Origin of the sequence: Glutamicibacter sp. FR1, assembly GCF_047300825.1 — a bacterium.
In the GTDB taxonomy this organism is placed as follows: domain Bacteria; phylum Actinomycetota; class Actinomycetes; order Actinomycetales; family Micrococcaceae; genus Glutamicibacter; species Glutamicibacter nicotianae.
Map to the genome: position 1 here is coordinate 1,504,432 of NZ_CP178602.1, position 19,210 is coordinate 1,523,641.

Genomic DNA, 19,210 nt, shown 5'->3' on the forward strand with positions numbered 1-19,210 from the left:
GTGATGGGATATGGTTTATAGGGCTAATCTTGCACTTCTTGTGCTATAGGATCAGTTTGCAGGCCCTTTCGTAGGGAAAATCGCTCGTACCAGAAGGAAAATCACTTTAGTGAACAACATTAAAGAAGTCGCCGTTATCGGTTTGGGCTACATCGGATTGCCAACTGCCGCGATTCTTGCCTCGAAGGGCATCACTGTAAAAGGCGTAGATGTAACTCCTCGAACCGTAGAGGCGGTCAACAAGGGCGAGGTGCCGTTCGTAGAGCCGGCGTTGGGTGAATTCGTTTCTGCTGCTGTCAATGCCGGTACCTTGTCTGCAAGCTTCGATACCCCAGAAGCTGAAGCCTACATTGTTGCGGTGCCAACTCCGTTCAATGATGACTACACCGCAGACCTGTCATACATCGACGCTGCCGCTGAGGGTATCGCACCTAAGCTCAAGGGTGGCGAGCTGGTGATTCTCGAATCGACCTCGCCTCCAGGTGCAACCCAACACCTCTTCGACTACCTTCTTGCCAAGCGCCCTGACTTGGATGAGGACAGCTTGCTCGTAGCGCACTGCCCAGAACGCGTGCTTCCCGGCTATGTCATGGAAGAACTGGTCACCAATGACCGCATTGTGGGCGGTATAACTCCGGAAGCAGCCGAGAAGGCCAAAGCACTGTACGAGACCTTCTGCCAGGCAGCGATCCTCACCACCGATGCGATGACTGCCGAAATGGCAAAGCTGGTTGAGAACTCTTACCGCGACGTGAATATCGCATTCGCTAATGAACTGTCGGTTATTTCAGACAAGCTGGGTATTGACGTGTGGGAACTAATCTCCCTTGCAAACCGCCACCCACGGGTCAACATTCTTCAGCCCGGTCCAGGCGTTGGCGGTCACTGCATCGCTGTTGATCCATGGTTCATCGTTTCGGCTGCTCCTGAAGAATCCAAACTGATTCGCATGGCTCGCAATACCAACGATGCGAAGCCAAACTGGGTCATTGACAAGGTAGTCGAAGCTACCAAGGCCCCATCCTTCAACGGCAAGGTTGCGGTTTTGGGACTGGCTTTCAAGGCCAACATTGATGACATGCGCGAATCTCCGTCGATTGCAATTGCGCGCAAATTGGCCGAAGCCAATTCAACAGTTGAGTTCCTTGCCGTGGAGCCACATGTCGAAGTATTGCCTAAGAATCTCGAGGGCATTACCAACCTGCGCCTCGTTTCGACTGATGAGGCTCTAGAATCGGCAAGTGTAGTTACTCTGCTGGTCGACCACGATCAATTCAAGTCTGTTCCAGCAACCGCACTGGCAGGTAAAGAAGTTATCGACACCCGCGGCCTCTGGCGCTAATTTTCGAACTGACAAGGTAAAAACCAATGAAGAAGATCATGCCCATCTATGGCACTCGTCCTGAGGCCATTAAAGTTGCCCCGATCGTCAAGGCTTTGAAAGAAGCCGACGAATTTGAATGCGTTGTTGTTGTCACCGGACAGCACCGCGAAATGCTAGATCAGGTAAATGAGCTCTTTGGCATCACGCCGGACTACGACTTGGATGTCATCCAGCCTCGCCAGACCCTGAACGGCTTGCTCACTAAGACCATTGCGGGTCTTGATGAAATTTTCGAAAAAGAGAAGCCTGACGCTGTAGTAGTCCAGGGTGATACCACTACTTCGACCGCTGGTGCGATCGCGGCCTTCTACCGTGGTATTCCGGTTGTTCACGCTGAGGCTGGACTTCGGAGCTACGATATTTTCTCTCCGTTCCCGGAGGAAGCTAATCGCAAGCTGACCAGCCAGATCGCCAGCCTGCATTTGGCTCCAACTTCGTTGAGCAAGCGCAACCTTGAGCGTGAAACGTTCAAGGGCAGCGACATTGTCATCACCGGCAACTCCGTCATCGATGCATTGCTGACGGTTGTCGAGAAGAAGGTTCCTTTCTCGGATCCGAAGTTGGAAGAATTGGTTTCCTCTGGCAAGCGCATCGTTCTGGTTACGACTCATCGTCGTGAAAACCAGGGCGAACCGATGCGCGGCATCGGTCGTGCACTGGCCAAGCTTTCCAACGCTGAACCGGATGTCGAATTCATCTTGCCTCTGCATCGCAACCCTGCGGTTCGCGAAGCATTGCTTCCGGAAATCGATGGACTGGCGAATGTGACTTTGACCGAGCCTTTGGCTTACGGCGAATTCACTCGCATCATTGATGCCTCGACCGTCGTCTTGACCGACTCCGGCGGCGTTCAGGAAGAAGCTCCAAGCCTTGGCAAGCCAGTACTTGTCATGCGCCTGAACACCGAGCGACCTGAAGCAGTCGCCGCGGGTACTGTACGTCTAATCGGTACCGACGAGAAGCGTATCTTCGACTCGGTATCTGAGCTGTTGCACGATGAGGCCGCGTACAACGAGATGGCTAATGCTGTAAATCCTTACGGTGATGGCAAGGCATCCGAACGTACTGTCGCTGCCATTGCAGAATTGCTTGGCGTAGGTTCCCGTATCGAGGAATTCGATTCTAAGCTCTCTGATCCAGATGACATGATGCGCGCAACCAGCATCTAGTTCGGTAGAAAAGGCCAGTTCAACATCCGTCGAACTGGCCTTTTCTGGGTTTAATAGGGAAAGATCCATGCGGTGCGGACCTAATCAATATGGTTTGCCTAGTTTAATCAGTACGATCGAAACATGATGAATCAAACTGCAATATTTATTGATGCCGGTTTTCTACTCTCACTAGGCGGCCATCGTGCCGCCGGAACTACCTTACGTTCAGCCTTCACAACTCATTACGAGGCTTTAATACGCGGGATTGTGCAAACGGTCAAGAAGAATACGGGTCTGAATAACCTTCGCGTTTATTGGTATGACGCCTCGAAGGACGGCCTATTTACCGAACAGCATAAGCGTATTGGATTGATACCAGGCGTTAAAGTCCGCCTAGGACGTATCTCCTATAACGGCGAGCAAAAAGGTGTGGACTTGAGACTGGCACTGGACTTAGTTGGTGTTGCTCGGAATGGTTCTGCTTCCATCGCATATCTGGTTTCCGGGGATGATGACCTCGCCGAAGCAGTTGAGGAAGCGCAGGACTTAGGGATGAAAGTCGTGCTACTCGGCGTAGCAAAATCCGATAGCCGACTCGGTGTTGCTTCCGTCGCTGAACACCTGGCTTTAACCGCTGACTACATCGAAACCGTTCCTAATCAATTGTTGGATAGCGCATTCACCAAAGTTCTTGAGTGGGACAAAAATCATTCGGAAAAGACCTCTCTGATCGCTCGTGCCTCGACAGAAACGGAACCAAAGCCAGTCGGAAAGCCGATAGTTCCCACACCTGCAGTCATGGCTCAGAAGCTTGTTGCCCGAACAACGACGGAACGGGAAGCCGAAGCAGAAGTGATCTATTCCAGTGGTGGCCAAAGTTCTGGTTATCAGGGATCCGCAGCTTACGAGCAAAAAGAACTGAAAGTTGCCGAAGAAATCGGCGCGAAAGTCGCGGAATCTTGGCTGGCCTTTACTACACAGCACGACGTAGTAGAACTGATCGCCGACAAGCCGCAGTTGCCACCAGAGATTGACAGGACTTTGCTCAAGGACTGCGCCCAGGTGCTTGGTGAATGGAAAACCGACCAGCAGACCATTCGGCGCACGTTGCGAGGCGCCTTCTGGGAGTACTTGGACAGGATCATGTGACGAGTCAGCACTATCCGCAAATCCGCTTTCAGGCGCAAGCTAAGGTAAATTTATATCGTGACTTCTCAGCAGAAACCCTTTTACATCACCACGGCTATTTCATACCCAAATGGTACCCCGCACATTGGGCACGCCTATGAGGTGGTGGCAACCGACGTCATGGCTCGATTCAAGCGGCTGGACGGTTTTGATGTCTTCTTCATGACCGGCACCGACGAGCATGGCCAGAAGATGATGCAGACCGCAGAGAATCTTGGCATCACGCCGGCTCAACTGGCGCAGCGAAACTCGGATGCTTTCCAAGCCATGAACGATGAGCTGGGCACGAGCTACGATCGCTTCATCCGTACGACTGATGCGGACCATCATGCGGCTGCACAGGAACTGTGGCGCCGCATGGAAGCCAATGATGACATTTACCTGGATAAGTACGCTGGTTGGTACTCGGTACGCGATGAAGCCTTCTACACCGAGGAACAGACGGAAGTTCGTGAAGATGGCATCCGCTATGCCATTGAAACTGACACCGAGGTTACCTGGACAGAAGAAGAGTCATACTTCTTCCGACTGTCCAAGTACCAGGACAAGTTGCTGGACTACTACCAAAACAACCCTGAATTCGGCGCGCCGCGTTCCCGCTTCAATGAAGTAGTACGTTTCGTCGAAGGCGGTCTGACCGACCTTTCCATTTCCCGTACAACCTTTGACTGGGGCATCCCAGTACCGGGCAATGAGAAGCATGTCATGTACGTGTGGGTAGACGCACTCACCAACTACCTGACTGGTGTAGGATTCCCTGACGTTGATTCAGCTTCTTTCCGCAAATACTGGCCGGCAGATGTCCACGTCATCGGCAAGGACATCTCGCGATTCCATGCGATTTACTGGCCAGCATTCCTCATGTCAGCCAAATTGCCGTTGCCGAAGCGTGTCATGATCCACGGCTTCCTGCACAACAATGGCGTGAAAATGTCCAAGTCCTTGGGCAACACCGTGTCCCCAGACGATTTTGTGAACCGTTATGGTCTGGATCAGGTGCGCTACTTCTTCCTGCGTGAAGTTCCCTTTGGCGCCGACGGCAGCTACAACCATGAAACCATTGTTGCGCGAATTAACGGAGACTTGGCAAACAACTTCGGCAACCTTGCACAGCGTTCGCTGTCGATGGTCGCGAAGAACTGCGGGGGAGTAGTACCAACCCCAGGGAAATTGCTGGAAGCCGATCAGCAAATACTGGATGCAGCCTGCAAGCTGCTGGAAATCAACCGCGACGCCTTCTCCCGTCAAGAATTCAGCAAGGCGCTTGAAGCAGTATGGCACGTTCTGGGCGACACCAACGCCTACTTCGCTGAACAAGAGCCCTGGAAGCTGAAGAAGACTGATCCAGAGCGTATGGCGACGGTTTTGTACGTGACCATCGAGATTGTCCGCAAGGTCGCTTTGCTGCTTCAGCCAGTCTTGCCCCAGGCAATGACTTCGATGCTCAACGCGTTGGCAGTTGGAGAAGGTTCTGCGCGAACCTTCGAGTCCTTTGAGAGCGCTTTGGTGCCTGGAACTGAACTGCCGGCTCCATCGCCAGTGTTCCCACGCTACGAAGAAGAGTAGTAAGAAGTACCAGAATGAACATTGAGGTATTCTGCCCAAATTGAAATTTGCGCAGAATACCTCAATTTTTTGCAGTCAATCAGGGAGTGACGACGCCCGTCTGGTAGGCGATGACAACGGCCTGAACCCGATCTCGAGCTTCCAATTTTGCCAAGATGTGGCCTACGTGGGTTTTGACTGTCGCTTCAGAAAGGAATAATTTGTCGGCAATCTCAGGGTTGGAAAAGCCTTCTGCAATCAATCCGAAAACTTCCCGTTCGCGAGGCGTCAGCGATTCGACAGCGGCAACAAGGTGAGCATTGTGCTGTGATGAATTCTTCTTGAGCATTGGCGCCATGTGTTCCAACAACCGCCGAGTGGTCGACGGGGCTATTACGGCATCGCCTCGATTGACGGTGCGCACGGATTCCAAGAGTTCTTCTGGGGGAGCGTCTTTGAGAAGGAATCCGCTGGCGCCGGCTTGAATCGCGCTCAGCGCGTACTCATCCATGTCGAAGGTCGTCAGCACGATGATCTTTGGGCCATCCGCGGCCTTCTTATCCGGATCCAGTAGCCGCTCGGTAGCTTCGATTCCATCCATTTCCGGCATACGCACGTCCATCAAGATGACGTCCGCCTGGGACATTAGCGGTGCAGCCAGCGCTTCGCGACCATTGCCGGCCTCGACAATGACTTCCATATCGTCTTGGGAATTGATAAGCATTCTGAAACCACTGCGAACAAGTAGTTGATCATCGACCAAGGCAACCTTGATGGCTTCGGGTTTAGGCATTTGAATATTAGTCCTCGGTGTATGTGATGGAAACATTAACAGCGAAACCGCCCCCAGCTCGGGGGAGCGCAGTACAGGTACCTTCATATAAGGCTACGCGTTCTTTCATCCCCTGCAGGCCCTGGCCCGTGCCTTCGAGGACGATGGATCCAGCACCTCGCCCGTCGTCATTGACGGTCAAATTCAAGCCCCGAGAAGTCCATTCGATATGGACTAGGGTCTGAGAGTCCGGGCCAGCATGCTTAATGACATTCGTGAGCGATTCTTGAATGCATCGATAAATAGTGAGCTCCGCACCTGCAGGCAGTTCTTTCCGTGGAGTTCCCGAAGTTTCCAGCTGGACATTCAGTCCGGATACGGCAACGCTTTCTACAAGTTCAGGTATGTTTGCCAGCGACGGAAGAGGGCGATTCTCTAGCTCCTCATCTTTTCGCAGAACGCCCAGGAGCCTGCGCATCTCTTTCAGTGATGCGCGTCCAGTATCCGAAACTGTCTTTAGAGTCTCGATGGCGACCTCCGGGTGTTTGGCTGCGGCATATAGTGCCCCGTTTGCCTGGGTGATGATGACGGAGAGTGAATGCGCGACGATGTCATGCATCTCGCGAGCAATGTGGTTTCGCTCATCTGATGCAGCCAGTGCGCGTTCTATGAGACGCTCCTTTTCCAGCCGCTCGGCATGCTCACGCAATGATTTCATTGCCAGTCGTCTTGTGCGGGCCAGATCACCGAAGGTCCACGACAGGGCGACAACCAATGCGAGGCCGACGAAGGAAATCATCATGTCGAAAGTAAAGACGGGCGTTGGATCAGGCGAATTCCTTGACGCGCCGAACATGCTGAACGTTGCCAGCAATGCGCCGAGCAAACCCAACCCCAAGGTGCTGAAAGATTGCCAGCGTTTCCCGTATACGGCCATGGTGTAGACCAGGATCGGCACTGAGACTTGAGAGAACAGGATGAGTCCATCAAACGCAAGCTGCATAAGGTGGCCGGCGGCTACGACAAGGGTAACGGCCCATGGAAATCGACGCCTCAACATCAGCGGCGCGGATTGAAGCACCGACAGCGTCAGCACAGCTGCAAAGGATGCAGGAGTCGACATTGATGATGCCAAGCCGAGAGCTGTCGGCATGCAAAGTAGCGTGTACAGCAGACCGGTGATGAAATCGACTCGTCCGGGATTCTCGCGGATCCAACCGTCGATACGACGGTGGGGATTGGCAAAGATCAAGTTTTCCTGCAATTCAACGTGTTAGTAACAGCCGATCCTGGTAGCGAAGCCATGGACCTTGTGTATCCAAGGTTATCGGTAGCGAAGGATGCGCGACCTCATGCCCAGGGAGGAAATATGTCGTTTCAAATCGAAGTATTCTCATTATATGAGATGAACTCTCAAATAGCGGACGCTAGTCGATAGAATCTTTTCCATGGGAAATGTAATTGATATTGCGGTCATTCCGGGTGACGGTATTGGCCCAGAAGTTGTTGCTGAAGCCGTCAAGGTTCTGAAATTCGTCACTAACGGAGGCAAGACCGAGGTTAAGCTGACTGACTACAAGCTTGGTGCAGAGCATTGGTTGGAGACCGGGGAAACCCTGCCGGAAGAGACCTTGGAAGCTATCAAGAAGCATGATGCAATTCTCTTCGGTGCTGTTGGCGCAGCTCCCGGGGATACCCGAATTCCGTCCGGCATCATCGAGCGCGAGATGCTATTGAAGCTCCGCTTCTCGCTGGACCATTTCGTGAACTTGCGTCCGGCGAAGCTGTATCCAGGAATTGAAAGCCCTCTGGCTAACCCGGGTGAAATCGACTTCGTAGTAGTTCGTGAAGGCACCGAAGGACCGTATGTCGGCAATGGTGGCTCTGTTCGCACGGGCACCACGCATGAAATCGCCACCGAAGTATCCGTGAATACAGCCTATGGCGTAGAACGTGTTGTCCGGGACGCATTCCGCCGCGCAGCAGAGCGTGAACGCAAGCACGTAACGCTGGTCCATAAGCACAACGTGCTGGTGCATGCTGGACATCTGTGGAAGCGAACGGTCGAAATGGTTGCGCAGGAATTCCCAGAGGTTACCCATGACTACCTGCACGTGGATGCGGCAACCATTTTCTTGACTACGGACCCTTCGCGCTTCGACGTGATTGTCACCGATAACCTCTTCGGCGACATCCTCACGGACCAAGCCGGCGCCATCACCGGTGGTATCGGCTTGGCTGCCAGTGGCAACATTAACGTGGACCGCACCTACCCTTCGATGTTTGAACCAGTTCATGGTTCTGCACCGGATATTGCGGGTCAGCAGAAGGCGGACCCAACTGCGGCAATCTTGTCGGTGGCACTGATGCTTGACCATCTCGGTTTGGTTGATGAAGCACGGACAGTTGAGCAAGCTGTTGAAAAAGAGATCACTTCACGCCAAGAATTGACCGATAATCGCACCACCAGTGAAATTGGCGATGCAATTGTCGCGTTGCTGGCATAAGCTGAAAGTGACGTTTCTGGTTAGCCACTAACCAGTAGCAAATCCACGAACGGATGTTCCGCAGAGGCGTGGAGCATCCGTTCTTTGTTTATTGAACTAGGAAGTCAAGGGTAGATGGAATTTACCGAAAATCTCTCAACGAATCGCAAGAGCGAGCAGGAGCGAGCTGACGTTTTGGCTAATCCTGGGTTCGGAGACTTCTTCACCGATCACACCGCAGTCATCGACTGGTCAGCAGACGATAGTGGCCGTAACGGTGAATGGCATGATGCTCGAATAGAGCCATATGGTCCAATCGCCATGGATCCAGCCGCTTCGGTATTGCATTACGGACAGGAAATTTTCGAAGGGCTCAAGGCCTACCGGCATGCAGACGGTTCTGTGTGGACTTTCCGTCCGCATGCTAACGCTGCCCGCTTGAACAAGTCCGCTCAGCGCCTTGCACTCCCGCAGCTGGATGAAGAAGTTTTCGTCGAGTCGCTGCGCAAGCTTGTAGCAACTGATATCAATTGGGTTCCGACCGGTGACGGGGAAGCCCTGTATCTGCGTCCTTTCATGATTGCTACCGAAGCGTTCCTTGGGGTACGCGCAGCCCGTGAGGTTTCCTACCGTGTCATCGCGTCACCTGCAGGCAATTACTTTGGCGGTGAGCTCAAGCCGGTTGCCATCTGGGTCTCGAAGAACTATGCGCGCGCTGGCCGCGGCGGCACCGGCTCGGCTAAGTGCGGCGGCAACTATGCCGCCTCGCTCGTAGCCCAGCTGGAAGCTGAAGAAAACGGCTGCAAGCAGGTCCTGTTCCTCGACTCCTTCAATGACAATGCTGTCGAAGAACTTGGCGGCATGAACGTCTTCTTCGTCACCAGGGACAACAAGCTGGTGACGCCAGCGTTGACCGGAACCATCCTTGAAGGGGTGACCCGTTCATCGGTCATCCAGCTCGCGAAGGACCGCGGCATGGAAGTTGAAGAACGCAAGATCACCCTGGACGAATGGCGTGAAGGGATCGCTTCAGGCTATATCGCAGAGGTTTTCGCGTGCGGCACTGCTGCTGTGATCACCCCAATCGGTGTGCTGAAGAACGGTGAAGAGCTCATTGGTGATGAGAACGCTGCCGCCGGCGAAGTGACCATGTCCATCCGCGAAGAACTGCTGGGAATCCAGCTGGGCACCGTGGAAGACCGTCATGGTTGGCTGGAACGTTTGGCATAGAGCTACCTCAAAGTCACTGGTCTCGAGACTTGGAGCCTCGGGACCAGTGTTTCTTAAATCAGAGTTGGTCATGTGCTTACGCGGTTGCTAGCGTCAGTACACGGTGGATGCTGTTCCACCGTGGCAAGTTCTGTCGCTAATTGAACGGAGAAATGTTTGTCTGGAGACGAACGTAGGGAAACTAAAAGCATCGCAAGGCGAAGCTTGCTCGGACTTGCCGTTGTCGGTGGAGCTGCCGCTGGGCTTTCTATTTTATTTCCAGACCATCGTGTCTCTGAGGTTAGCGGTCCTTCGGTGGCGCCATCGCCGAGTCCCGACGCAATTCCGACTCCGGATACCCGCTACTTATCTGCTCTCAAGCGGGGGCAAGGGATTCATGGTCCTGAAAAGACCTTCGGCAGGGCTTACTCGGCGCTGAAGATATTAAGTGCGGTACCGCTGACCAACTATCGCCACACTTCGGAGCTTCGCATCGCTGTGTCTATCGTCGGGCATATCAATGAATTGCAAATAATCGATCCATCCGTCGGCAAATCGATTCACACGTTGAACTTGCCCGACGAGAGCGGGCACGGAATTGACTCGATGGTTTGGGATGAATCCCGGCAAAGACTGTACCTCAGTGTGGATGGGAGTATTCTCGCTTGGAATCCAGTAATTCCAAAGCAATTCACTACTCTGGTGGACGTCGAGGGCGCCTCGACAGTATACGAGCTTCGGCTTGATTCGAACGGCAATCTATGGGGAGGCACCTACCCACTTGGTGCAAGCTTCCATTACAACGTAAAGAGCAAAAAACTCCGAGTGTTCGATCGTGTAGCGAAAGACACCGACTACATCCGCAGGCTAGCGCTGGATGACAGGGGCAGGGTATGGATGGGTACGGGTTCCCGGAATCCTAGGCTATTCACTTTTGAGGCCAACCAGCCGGGCACGGTGCGAGAAATAAACCTTCCAGTAGATGTGGCACATGGGTTCATCGGTTCCATTAACCCGATCGGCCACTACCTCGCCGTTACCGTGAGTTCCGTTTCGGAGCAACTGATACTTGATACCCGGACGATGAAATGGCGTGACCCTGTAACCCGGATTTGGGCATCGCGCGAGATTTCCAAAGCTAGTTCGGGACGGTTCTTCAGCATCACGTCTGGCCATCTGCATTCAACATCATTGCAGGGAATGGCAGACAGCCAAATTGGAAAAGTCGAGGCAAGCGGCGTCTTGTGCATCATCCCGCAAGATGGCCAGATCTTGATCGTCAGTACGACGTCCGATGGGGTACTCTGCGAAACATTCGATTTGAGCTTGCATCGCGTACGCGTTGCTCGCAAAATCAGGCTCACCGCGAGTGCCATCAAGATCCAATCCCTGCTCGGCCACAGCGACGGGAACATCTACATCGGAGGATACAAGGCGAACGGCATTGCCGCATTGAATCCGGAAACCGGTGTCCGCTGGAACTCTGGCGATGACGAACAGGTAATCAACCAGATCGAGGGAATGGTTGAGTACAACCAGGATAAAACCTATATCGGTTCTTACGGCAGCGCAGACCTAGTCCTCATGGAAACATCTCAGAACAATGCCGACAGAAAATATGACCGCATCGCTCGTCTGCTAACTGAATACTCGCAGTCGAGGCCCTTTGGATGGGCCGCAAATGCTTCCAGCGTGTTTTTCGGGACTGTGCCGGAGTACGGTGTCTCGGGCGGAGTTCTGGGAGAGATTGATCCGGCCACGGATACGGTTTCCTGGATACTTGACGGCGATGGCAAGGGATTCATTGAAGGCCATTCCATCATCGGGCTAGCTGCCGATGAATCGCATCTCTACGGCACGACTTCACTACGCAATGGATATGGGATCGATGACACGAAAGGTCAGGCCAAGGTCTTCAAAATGCATATAGCTTCCCGCAAGATCGTCTGGGAGGTAAGTCCTATTTCGTCTGCGCAAGCATTGTATTCACCAGCCATTATCGGTGGCTGGCTGGCAGTAGCTGATCTTCAGGGCGTCGCCTTATTGGATCTGGAAAGCGGAGCGTTGAAGAAACGGCATGTCGTCAACAACGTTAAAAACACGTCCTACCGTCCTGGGTGGCTTTCAGCAGATATGAGGGCCACCCCTGACGGTCAAAAAATGGTGCATACCGCTGCGGGCGAAGTAACTGTGATCGATTATGTCTCGGGCACTACTCATTCTGTGGTGAGCACAAGACGCCAGGACCGGTTTGGGACCAGATTGACTGTTGGTGCTGACGGACAAGTGTATGGGACTTTAAACCAAACGGCATTGGTCCAACTCTCGCTGACCCCGGAAGTGGCCTAGCCGAGCTCGCTGTGGGCAACCGAGGCAGTTGACCGTTCGAGGATAGACTTTCCCTTGATTAGCAATATTGCGTAGATGCTGTTCCTACAATAAAGGAAAAGCCAGAACGACATGGATTAGGCTTGTATTCATGCGCATTGCACGATTTGTAGTAGATAGCGACCCGCTGTACGGCGTCGTTGACGGTAACGATATTCATGTTTTGGCTGGAGATCCGTTTTTCCAGGGCATCAAGACGACTGGTGCTACGCACTCCTTGGATGATGTCCGGCTGGTAGCCCCAATCATCCCTCGTTCGAAGGTCGTTGGCTTTGGCCGCACGTACCGCGAGCATGCCAAGGAGCTGGGCAATGAAGTTCCGGCCGAACCATTAATGTTCTTGAAGCCAAATACCTCCGTAGTGGGCCATGGGGACCCCGTCACCCTCCCGGCGTTTTCGAACGAAGTTTCCTTCGAAGGCGAACTGGCCGTGGTAATTGGCCGCATTTGCAAGGATGTTCCGGCCGACAAGGCGCAGGACGTGATCTTCGGCTACACGGTGGCAAACGATCTGACCGCACGCGATGCCCAGCGAACTGATCCGCAGTGGGCTCGTGCCAAGGGATTTGACGGTTCTTGCCCGCTGGGACCGTGGATCGAAACCGAAATCGAAATCGAAGATGCTGACGACCTGACTATCGTCAGCCGAGTGAATGGCGAGGTTCGCCAAGACGGAACTACCAATGACATGATCTGGCCGGTCAACGAACTCGTTGCCCGTGCTTCCGAAGCATTTACCTTGCTGCCAGGCGACGTCATCATGACCGGCACCCCAGCCGGTGTCGGCCTGGTCAATGAAGGCGACGTAGTAGAAATCGAAGTTGAAGGAATAGGCTCCCTGCGAACCGTCTTCCGCCGTTAGGCAACACACCTCGAGACTATGAGGCTCTCGATCATTAATGTGATCGGGAGCCTCGCGCTTTGAAGTGCCGGTTTCCGTCTTGAAGGCATAGAATAAAAACATCATGACTGATCTATCGTTGATTCCCGTTGTTACCGAAGACACCCCGGTACGCGTTCGCTTTTGCCCATCACCAACTGGTACTCCTCACGTAGGTTTGATCCGTACTGCCCTGTTCAACTGGGCTTATGCGCGTCACACCGGCGGCAAGATGATCTTCCGCATTGAAGACACCGATGCCAAGCGCGACTCCGAGGAAAGCTACAACCAGCTTCTGGATGCCTTGGCTTGGTTGGGCATTGATTGGGACGAGGGCGTCAACGCGGGCGGCCCTCATGAGCCATACCGCCAGTCGCAGCGCGGTGACATCTACCAGGATGTCATTGAGAAGCTTCGTGCAGCTGGCCATCTTTACGAGTCCTACTCGACCCCCGAGGAAGTCGAAGTTCGCCACAAGGCGGCTGGACGCGATCCGAAGCTGGGCTATGACAATTTCGACCGCGAGTTGACCGAAGAGCAGCAAGCCGCGTTCAAGGCCGAAGGCCGCGAACCGGTATTGCGTGTTCGCATGCCAGATCACGACATCACCTTCACCGACCTGGTGCGTGGCGAGATCACCTTCAAGGCGGGATCTGTTCCCGACTACGTGGTCGTGCGCGCCAACGGCAAGCCGCTGTACACCCTGGTCAACCCAATCGATGATGCGCTGATGGGAATTACCCATGTGCTTCGTGGCGAGGATCTGTTGTCCTCGACTCCGCGCCAGGTCGTCTTGTACGCATTACTGCATGACATCGGCGTTGCCCAGTACATGCCACGCTTCGGCCACCTGCCGTACGTCATGGGCCAGGGCAACAAGAAGCTTTCCAAGCGTGATCCGGAATCCAGCTTGTTCCTCCACCGCGACAACGGTTTCATCCCGGAAGGCCTGCTGAACTATCTGGCCCTGCTGGGGTGGTCGCTGAGCGCTGATGAAGATATCTTCTCGCGTGAACAGCTGGTTGAAGCCTTTGACGTTAAGGACGTGCTGTCCAACCCTGCACGCTTCGATGTGAAGAAGGCAGAAGCAATCAACGGCACTCACGTGCGCATGCTGGAGCCGCAGGATTTCCGTGATCGTTTGGTCCCTTACCTGCAGGCCGCGGGCCTAGTGGGCGAAGTGCTTACAGAACGCGAAAACGAGATCTTGGATCAGGCGTCGCCATTGGTTCAGGAACGTATCGCGCTGTTGGGAGAAGCAACCGACATGCTTGAGTTCCTCTTCAAGGCTGATGACGAAATTGCCATCGAAGAAAAAGCACTCAAGGGCATGCCTGCAAACCTGGTTGAAGTGATCGACGCTAGCATCCATGGCCTGGAAGGCCTTGCCGAATGGAACGCTGAAACCATTCAGGCAGCCCTGCGCACGAAACTTGTAGACGAACTGGAACTGAAGCCTCGCCAGGCCTTCGGTCCGGCCCGCGTTGCAATCTCCGGAAAGCGCGTTTCGCCACCGCTCTTCGAGTCCATGGAAATTCTTGGACGCGAGTCGAGCCTAAAACGACTTCGTGCATTCGGCGAGTCCCGGTAGAGATTCTCCGATAAATCGATGAGAAGCACTGTGAACGTCTCGGATGGAACCACTCCTGCAACTGTTTCTATCCGGGGCGTTCTCTTCGATATCGATGAGACCCTCGTGGATTTGCGCTCCGCCGCTATCCAAGGCTTCTCATCCTTGTCGGCGTCGGCGCTGGCGCACCTGAATTCTGAACAAGTAACTGAGATCGCGGCAGACTTCGCCGATGATGGTGCGCAGGCCTATGACAGGTACATGGCAGGCGAGCTGACTTTCCTTGGCCAGCGAGAAGTGCGGCTGCAGCGCGCGTACAGGTTGGCTGGGGTCACTGCCCCCAGCGGCCAAGCATATGCACGTTGGGCTCATGAATATGAGACGAAAGTTCGCGAGTCGTGGAAGCCCTTTGGTGACGTGCCGGCATTCTTGGACCAGCTGGAGTCTCTGGGGATCCCGTATGGCGCGGTTAGCAACAATGTCGAGTCATACCAGCGTGACAAGCTCCAGGCCGCCGGGCTCGCCGGATTCCAATGCGTCATTGGTTCCGATACTGCTGGGGCACCGAAACCGCACTCGGCCCCGTTCCTGGCCGGGTGCGCTGCGCTAAAAGGTCTGCCGGCCCACACACTGTACATTGGGGACAACCCGATTAATGATTATCAAGGGGCCAGTGACGCTGGACTCCAGCCAGTGCTCTTGGATCGTGCTTCAGTTCACAAGAATTTTCTTGGATGGCGGGTGAAGGATTTGGGCTCGCTCACGACGGTTCTGTCCTGATTTTCCGCGGAATGCCGGTGGAAAATTGGCCGCGATGCTCGATTTGTGTGCTGGTCATTTGGCCGGTATAGTTTTATCTCGTGCTACGGCAGTGGCCGGAATGATAATTAGCTGAATTCCTGAAACGCCAAGTCACAGTGGGATATGGTGTAATTGGCAACACAACGGTTTCTGGTTCCGTCATTCTAGGTTCGAGTCCTGGTATCCCAGCGCTTCATCAAAGAAATTTGATGGGTTGAAGGTAGCTCTTCAGCATACGGCCCCATCGTATAGCGGCCTAGTACTCTGCCCTCTCACGGCAGCAACACGGGTTCGAATCCCGTTGGGGTCACCAATGGAAAACCGCGGAGAAATCCGCGGTTTTCGTGTTTCCCGGACAAAATCTCTACTGGGCTAGAGAAATTACCTGTTGGCATGAGGCAAGATAGTTCTCATGGAGTCGAATTCAGATCTGGATAAGAGCTCAGGGCAGGAAATCGCTTCGCCAGCCGGAACCGGCAGCGAAGCCGTGAAGCAATTGAACGAGCTTCAGGATGTGCTCAGTGAGCTGTCCTTTGTTAACCCTCAACCACGAGATGCATCCGGATTCGAAGTACTGCGCAACAAGGTATCGCACCAAATTTCGGACTACCTGATACCTCGAATTTCGAACCTGGGCGCACCGCTATTGGCGGTTGTCGGAGGATCCACGGGCTCAGGAAAATCGACTCTTTTGAATTCCCTGCTAGGGGAACAGGTAAGCCTTTCCGGTGCGGTACGCCCGACGACGCGAACTCCGGTTTTGGCGTTCAACCCGGTTGACCAACACTTCTTTGAATCTGACCGGATTCTTCCCGAACTTAAACGTGTAGCTGGTGGTGGATTCAATGCGCAAGGCGGACCATCCAGTAAACAAGCACTATTGATGACGCCCCGGCAACAAGTACCTCAAGGGCTGGCGATTCTTGATGCCCCGGATATCGATTCGGTTTCCGATGAGAACAGGGAATTAGCTGGCCAGCTTCTGAATGCCGCGGACCTCTGGATTTTCGTCACGACGGCCAATAGATATGCTGACGCTCTACCCTGGGATCTGCTCTCCGAGGCTGGTGCACGCAAGATAACCGTCTGCGTCGTATTGAACAGAGTTCCTCCTGGAGCCGAAAACGACATCGTTCCGGACCTGAAGCGCTTACTACGTGACAAGGACCTGGACCCCACACTGCTGCATGTTCTCAACGAGACGCAGCTCGGTGAAGAAAAATTGATTCCCAGTGAGCACGTGGAGCCGTTGCTAGCGTGGCTGAACTCACTGGCCGCGGATTCCGCTCAACGGCAGCGTATCGCGGCCCAAACCCTTGATGGCGCGTTGCGCCGCACCACCGCCGATGTCAGTGAACTAATCGCTGAACTGCAAGAGCAGGAAAACCAGCTCGGTGAACTACGCACGTTGACCGACGAACGCTTCGCACAAGCCTTGGCCAGGATCAACGATTCACTCAATGACGGCTCATTGCTGCGTGGCGAAATCCTGGCACGATGGCAGGACTTCGTCGGAGCCGGCGAGCTGCTGCGCGGAATCGAAGGTGCCATCGGACGGGTGAGAGATCGTGTAGGCGCGTTCCTCACGGGGAGGCCTCCAGCTACCCACAGGGTTGAACAAGCCATTGAATCAGGCCTGCATGCAGTCTTCATTGCCGAAATCACGAAGGCCTGCCATGATATCGACAGGTCGTGGCAGAACACGCCCTTCGGCCAGACGATACGGGCAAATTTGCCAACGCCGCGTCCGCCGCAGGATCTCAACGAGCAAGCATCCGAAAGCATCCGGCTCTGGCAAAAAGACGTCCTGGACATGATCCGCCAGGAAGGCGCCGGAAAGCGCAAAACCGCCCGGATGGCCGCATTCGGCGTCAACGGGGTGGCTGTGATCTTGATGGTTGTGGTCTTTGCATCAACGGCAGGTCTCACTGGATTGGAAATCGGTATTGCCGGGGGCTCGGCATTGGTGGGGCAGAAACTGCTGGAAGCAATATTCGGAGAGGACGCGGTACGCCGCATGGCCACCAAGGCACGAAAGATGCTTGATTCCAGAGCACGCGATCTCTTGGCGCAGAGCTCCTCAATCTATCTGGATGAGCTCTCTGCCACTTCGCAACCGGAGCTTGCTGAACGGCTGGGCAAGATTACCACAGGCTTGAATGGAAAGGGGGCCCGCTGATGTCTGAACGCAAGATCCTGCGGGCCGTCAGCGGCCTCAACTCGCAAATCAACAGCATCGTGGAAGCGATGCAGCTTGCAGAGGCATACCTGCAACCAGAAACCATCGATTTGGCCGCAGACGTTATCGCCCGCGCTGAATCTCGACGCCAGCTTTCCGCGGAGCATGTCGTGGTGGGACTTTTCGGTGCCACCGGCAGCGGAAAGTCAACGATGTTCAACGCGCTTGTGGGTCAGGACCTTGCCACCACAGGTGTCATCCGCCCGACGACTACCGACACTGTTGCTGCCATTTGGGAACCGGAAGGCTCTGGCGAACTTCTGGACTGGCTGGAAGTGGCTACTCGCCACGTCATTGAGGATCGGGACGGCCAAGCGGACTCTGCAAAGAAAAGAACATTCGACTCGGGGCTCCTGCTATTGGACTTGCCCGACATGGACTCGACAGCAGTTGATCACCATAAAATTGCTGCCCGGTTGGTGGGCCAGGTGGATTATCTGGTGTGGGTGCTTGATCCCCAGAAATATGCCGATGCTTCAATCCACCACGGGTATCTCAATTCCCTGCGCAGCCAGCAAGGCAACCTGCTGATTGTCCTGAACCAGATAGACACGATTGCCGAACGCGATCGAAAGCAAGTTGTCGATTCCTTGCGCGGCATCTTGGCCACCTCTGGGTTGGAGAATCTGCCCATCGTCTGTGCCTCTGCCGTTACGGGTGAAGGGGTCTCGGACGTACAGGCCAAGATTGCGGCCGCGGCCAAGAACAAGGCGCTCTCCACGCGTCGACTCCGCGCAGATGTTGATCAAGTCATTCATCGCTTGAGCGAGGAACTCGAAGTGGAGAAGGTGCGTGTCCCCAGCCAGATGCACCAAGCTGAGCTGGAGCGCGTGATCGCCAAAGCGCACGGTGCCCATTACATTGCTGACGCAGTGGAAACCTCATACTTGCTTCGTGGCGCCTCGCGCACCGGATGGCCGTTGACCACTTGGCTGGTCAAGTTGCGCAACGATCCACTCAAGAGGATGAATCTTGGGCGGCAGCATGAAGACCCAGAATTGTCATTGACTTCTCGTCCAGAGCTGTCCATCGCAGAAACTGCGGCTATAGAACATGGCATCAACCAGTACGTCGCCGAAGCGTCTGCAGATCTTCCGGAAACCTGGAAAGAGCCTCTCCGAGAGAAAGTGCACGCAAATGCGGCGGTGCTAGATGACAGCATTGATGCGGCGATTGCCGGCACTCCGTTAGGTGTTGAACGGTCTTCGTGGTGGTGGCCCGTAGTCAAGGTCATCCAATGGATGGCACTTGTTGCGGCCTTGGGTGGTGCTTTGTGGCTCGCCGGATATCCGGTTGCCGGATACTTCCAATTTCAGCTTCCGGAGGCTCCACGAGTCGAAGGTATCGCTGTACCAACGCTGCTAGTTTTCATTGGAATACTGCTGGGCATTGTCCTGGGATTGGCGTGCTCGTTTGTCAACCGAATAGTCGCTAAAGTTAAGCGAAGGAAAGCGTTGAAGAATATTGAACGCTCGGTATCCCAGCTGGTTAGGCAGGCCGTCATTGAGCCCGTTGACCAGCATCTGGGCACCTACAACAGCTACTCAGCATTGATCACCTCAGCAGCCAAGAAAGCCGATTAGAACTCTGTGACTAC

14 protein-coding genes and 2 tRNA genes are annotated in these 19,210 nt (G+C 54.3%); 14 read left to right on the plus strand and 2 right to left on the minus strand.

Annotated features, from left to right (window positions below):
• Positions 1-109: 109 nt before the first annotated feature.
• The 4 genes from wecC (at position 110) to metG (ending at position 5,289) form a co-directional block, all read left to right on the plus strand.
• Positions 110-1,342 carry a UDP-N-acetyl-D-mannosamine dehydrogenase gene (wecC, locus tag ACLQ8T_RS07305; protein WP_413456219.1) on the plus strand — a complete coding sequence of 411 codons (1,233 nt, stop codon included), beginning with the start codon at positions 110-112 and terminating at the stop codon, positions 1,340-1,342.
• 26 nt (positions 1,343-1,368) lie between these two features.
• Positions 1,369-2,553 carry a non-hydrolyzing UDP-N-acetylglucosamine 2-epimerase gene (wecB, locus tag ACLQ8T_RS07310; RefSeq protein WP_413456220.1) on the plus strand — a complete coding sequence of 395 codons (1,185 nt, stop codon included), beginning with the start codon at positions 1,369-1,371 and terminating at the stop codon, positions 2,551-2,553.
• 123 nt (positions 2,554-2,676) lie between these two features.
• Positions 2,677-3,684, plus strand: coding sequence for an NYN domain-containing protein (locus ACLQ8T_RS07315; RefSeq protein ID WP_413456221.1), 1,008 nt, complete (start codon positions 2,677-2,679; stop codon positions 3,682-3,684).
• 57 nt (positions 3,685-3,741) lie between these two features.
• A complete protein-coding gene (gene metG / locus ACLQ8T_RS07320) occupies positions 3,742-5,289 on the plus strand; it encodes a methionine--tRNA ligase (protein ID WP_413456222.1) in 1,548 nt (515 codons plus the stop codon).
• 79 nt (positions 5,290-5,368) lie between these two features.
• Here the strand turns inward: metG and ACLQ8T_RS07325 are convergent, their stop codons facing one another.
• Together ACLQ8T_RS07325 and ACLQ8T_RS07330 are read right to left on the minus strand one after the other, a co-directional pair.
• A complete protein-coding gene (locus ACLQ8T_RS07325) occupies positions 5,369-6,061 on the minus strand; it encodes a response regulator (RefSeq protein WP_413456223.1) in 693 nt (230 codons plus the stop codon).
• Positions 6,062-6,068: 7 nt separating this feature from the next.
• Entirely contained in the window at positions 6,069-7,292 is a 1,224-nt protein-coding gene (locus ACLQ8T_RS07330; RefSeq protein WP_413456224.1) for a sensor histidine kinase, read from the minus strand.
• Between the two features lie 196 nt (positions 7,293-7,488).
• Here ACLQ8T_RS07330 and ACLQ8T_RS07335 point away from each other — a divergent pair, with 196 nt between their 5' ends.
• From ACLQ8T_RS07335 to ACLQ8T_RS07380, 10 genes are all read left to right on the plus strand, one after another.
• Positions 7,489-8,547, plus strand: a complete 1,059-nt coding sequence (locus ACLQ8T_RS07335; RefSeq protein WP_413456225.1) for a 3-isopropylmalate dehydrogenase — start codon at positions 7,489-7,491, stop codon at positions 8,545-8,547.
• Positions 8,548-8,661: 114 nt separating this feature from the next.
• Positions 8,662-9,756 carry a branched-chain amino acid aminotransferase gene (locus tag ACLQ8T_RS07340; RefSeq protein ID WP_413456226.1) on the plus strand — a complete coding sequence of 365 codons (1,095 nt, stop codon included), beginning with the start codon at positions 8,662-8,664 and terminating at the stop codon, positions 9,754-9,756.
• 204 nt (positions 9,757-9,960) lie between these two features.
• Positions 9,961-12,084, plus strand: coding sequence for a hypothetical protein (locus tag ACLQ8T_RS07345; RefSeq protein ID WP_413456227.1), 2,124 nt, complete (start codon positions 9,961-9,963; stop codon positions 12,082-12,084).
• Positions 12,085-12,214: 130 nt separating this feature from the next.
• Positions 12,215-12,985 (plus strand): fumarylacetoacetate hydrolase family protein, encoded by a 771-nt coding sequence (locus tag ACLQ8T_RS07350; protein WP_413456228.1) that lies wholly within the window; start codon positions 12,215-12,217, stop codon positions 12,983-12,985.
• Between the two features lie 103 nt (positions 12,986-13,088).
• Positions 13,089-14,594 carry a glutamate--tRNA ligase gene (gene gltX, locus ACLQ8T_RS07355; protein ID WP_413456229.1) on the plus strand — a complete coding sequence of 502 codons (1,506 nt, stop codon included), beginning with the start codon at positions 13,089-13,091 and terminating at the stop codon, positions 14,592-14,594.
• 30 nt (positions 14,595-14,624) lie between these two features.
• Entirely contained in the window at positions 14,625-15,353 is a 729-nt protein-coding gene (locus ACLQ8T_RS07360) for an HAD family hydrolase (protein ID WP_413456230.1), read from the plus strand.
• Positions 15,354-15,491: 138 nt separating this feature from the next.
• Positions 15,492-15,563, plus strand: a tRNA-Gln gene (locus ACLQ8T_RS07365).
• A gap of 48 nt (positions 15,564-15,611) precedes the next feature.
• A tRNA-Glu gene (locus ACLQ8T_RS07370) sits at positions 15,612-15,687 on the plus strand.
• A 174-nt stretch (positions 15,688-15,861) separates the two neighbouring features.
• Positions 15,862-17,553, plus strand: a complete 1,692-nt coding sequence (locus ACLQ8T_RS07375; protein WP_413456231.1) for an ABC transporter — start codon at positions 15,862-15,864, stop codon at positions 17,551-17,553.
• Positions 17,553-19,196, plus strand: a complete 1,644-nt coding sequence (locus tag ACLQ8T_RS07380) for a GTPase (RefSeq protein WP_413456232.1) — start codon at positions 17,553-17,555, stop codon at positions 19,194-19,196. Before ACLQ8T_RS07375 ends, ACLQ8T_RS07380 begins: the two co-directional genes overlap by 1 nt.
• The last annotated feature ends 14 nt before the right edge of the window (positions 19,197-19,210 follow it).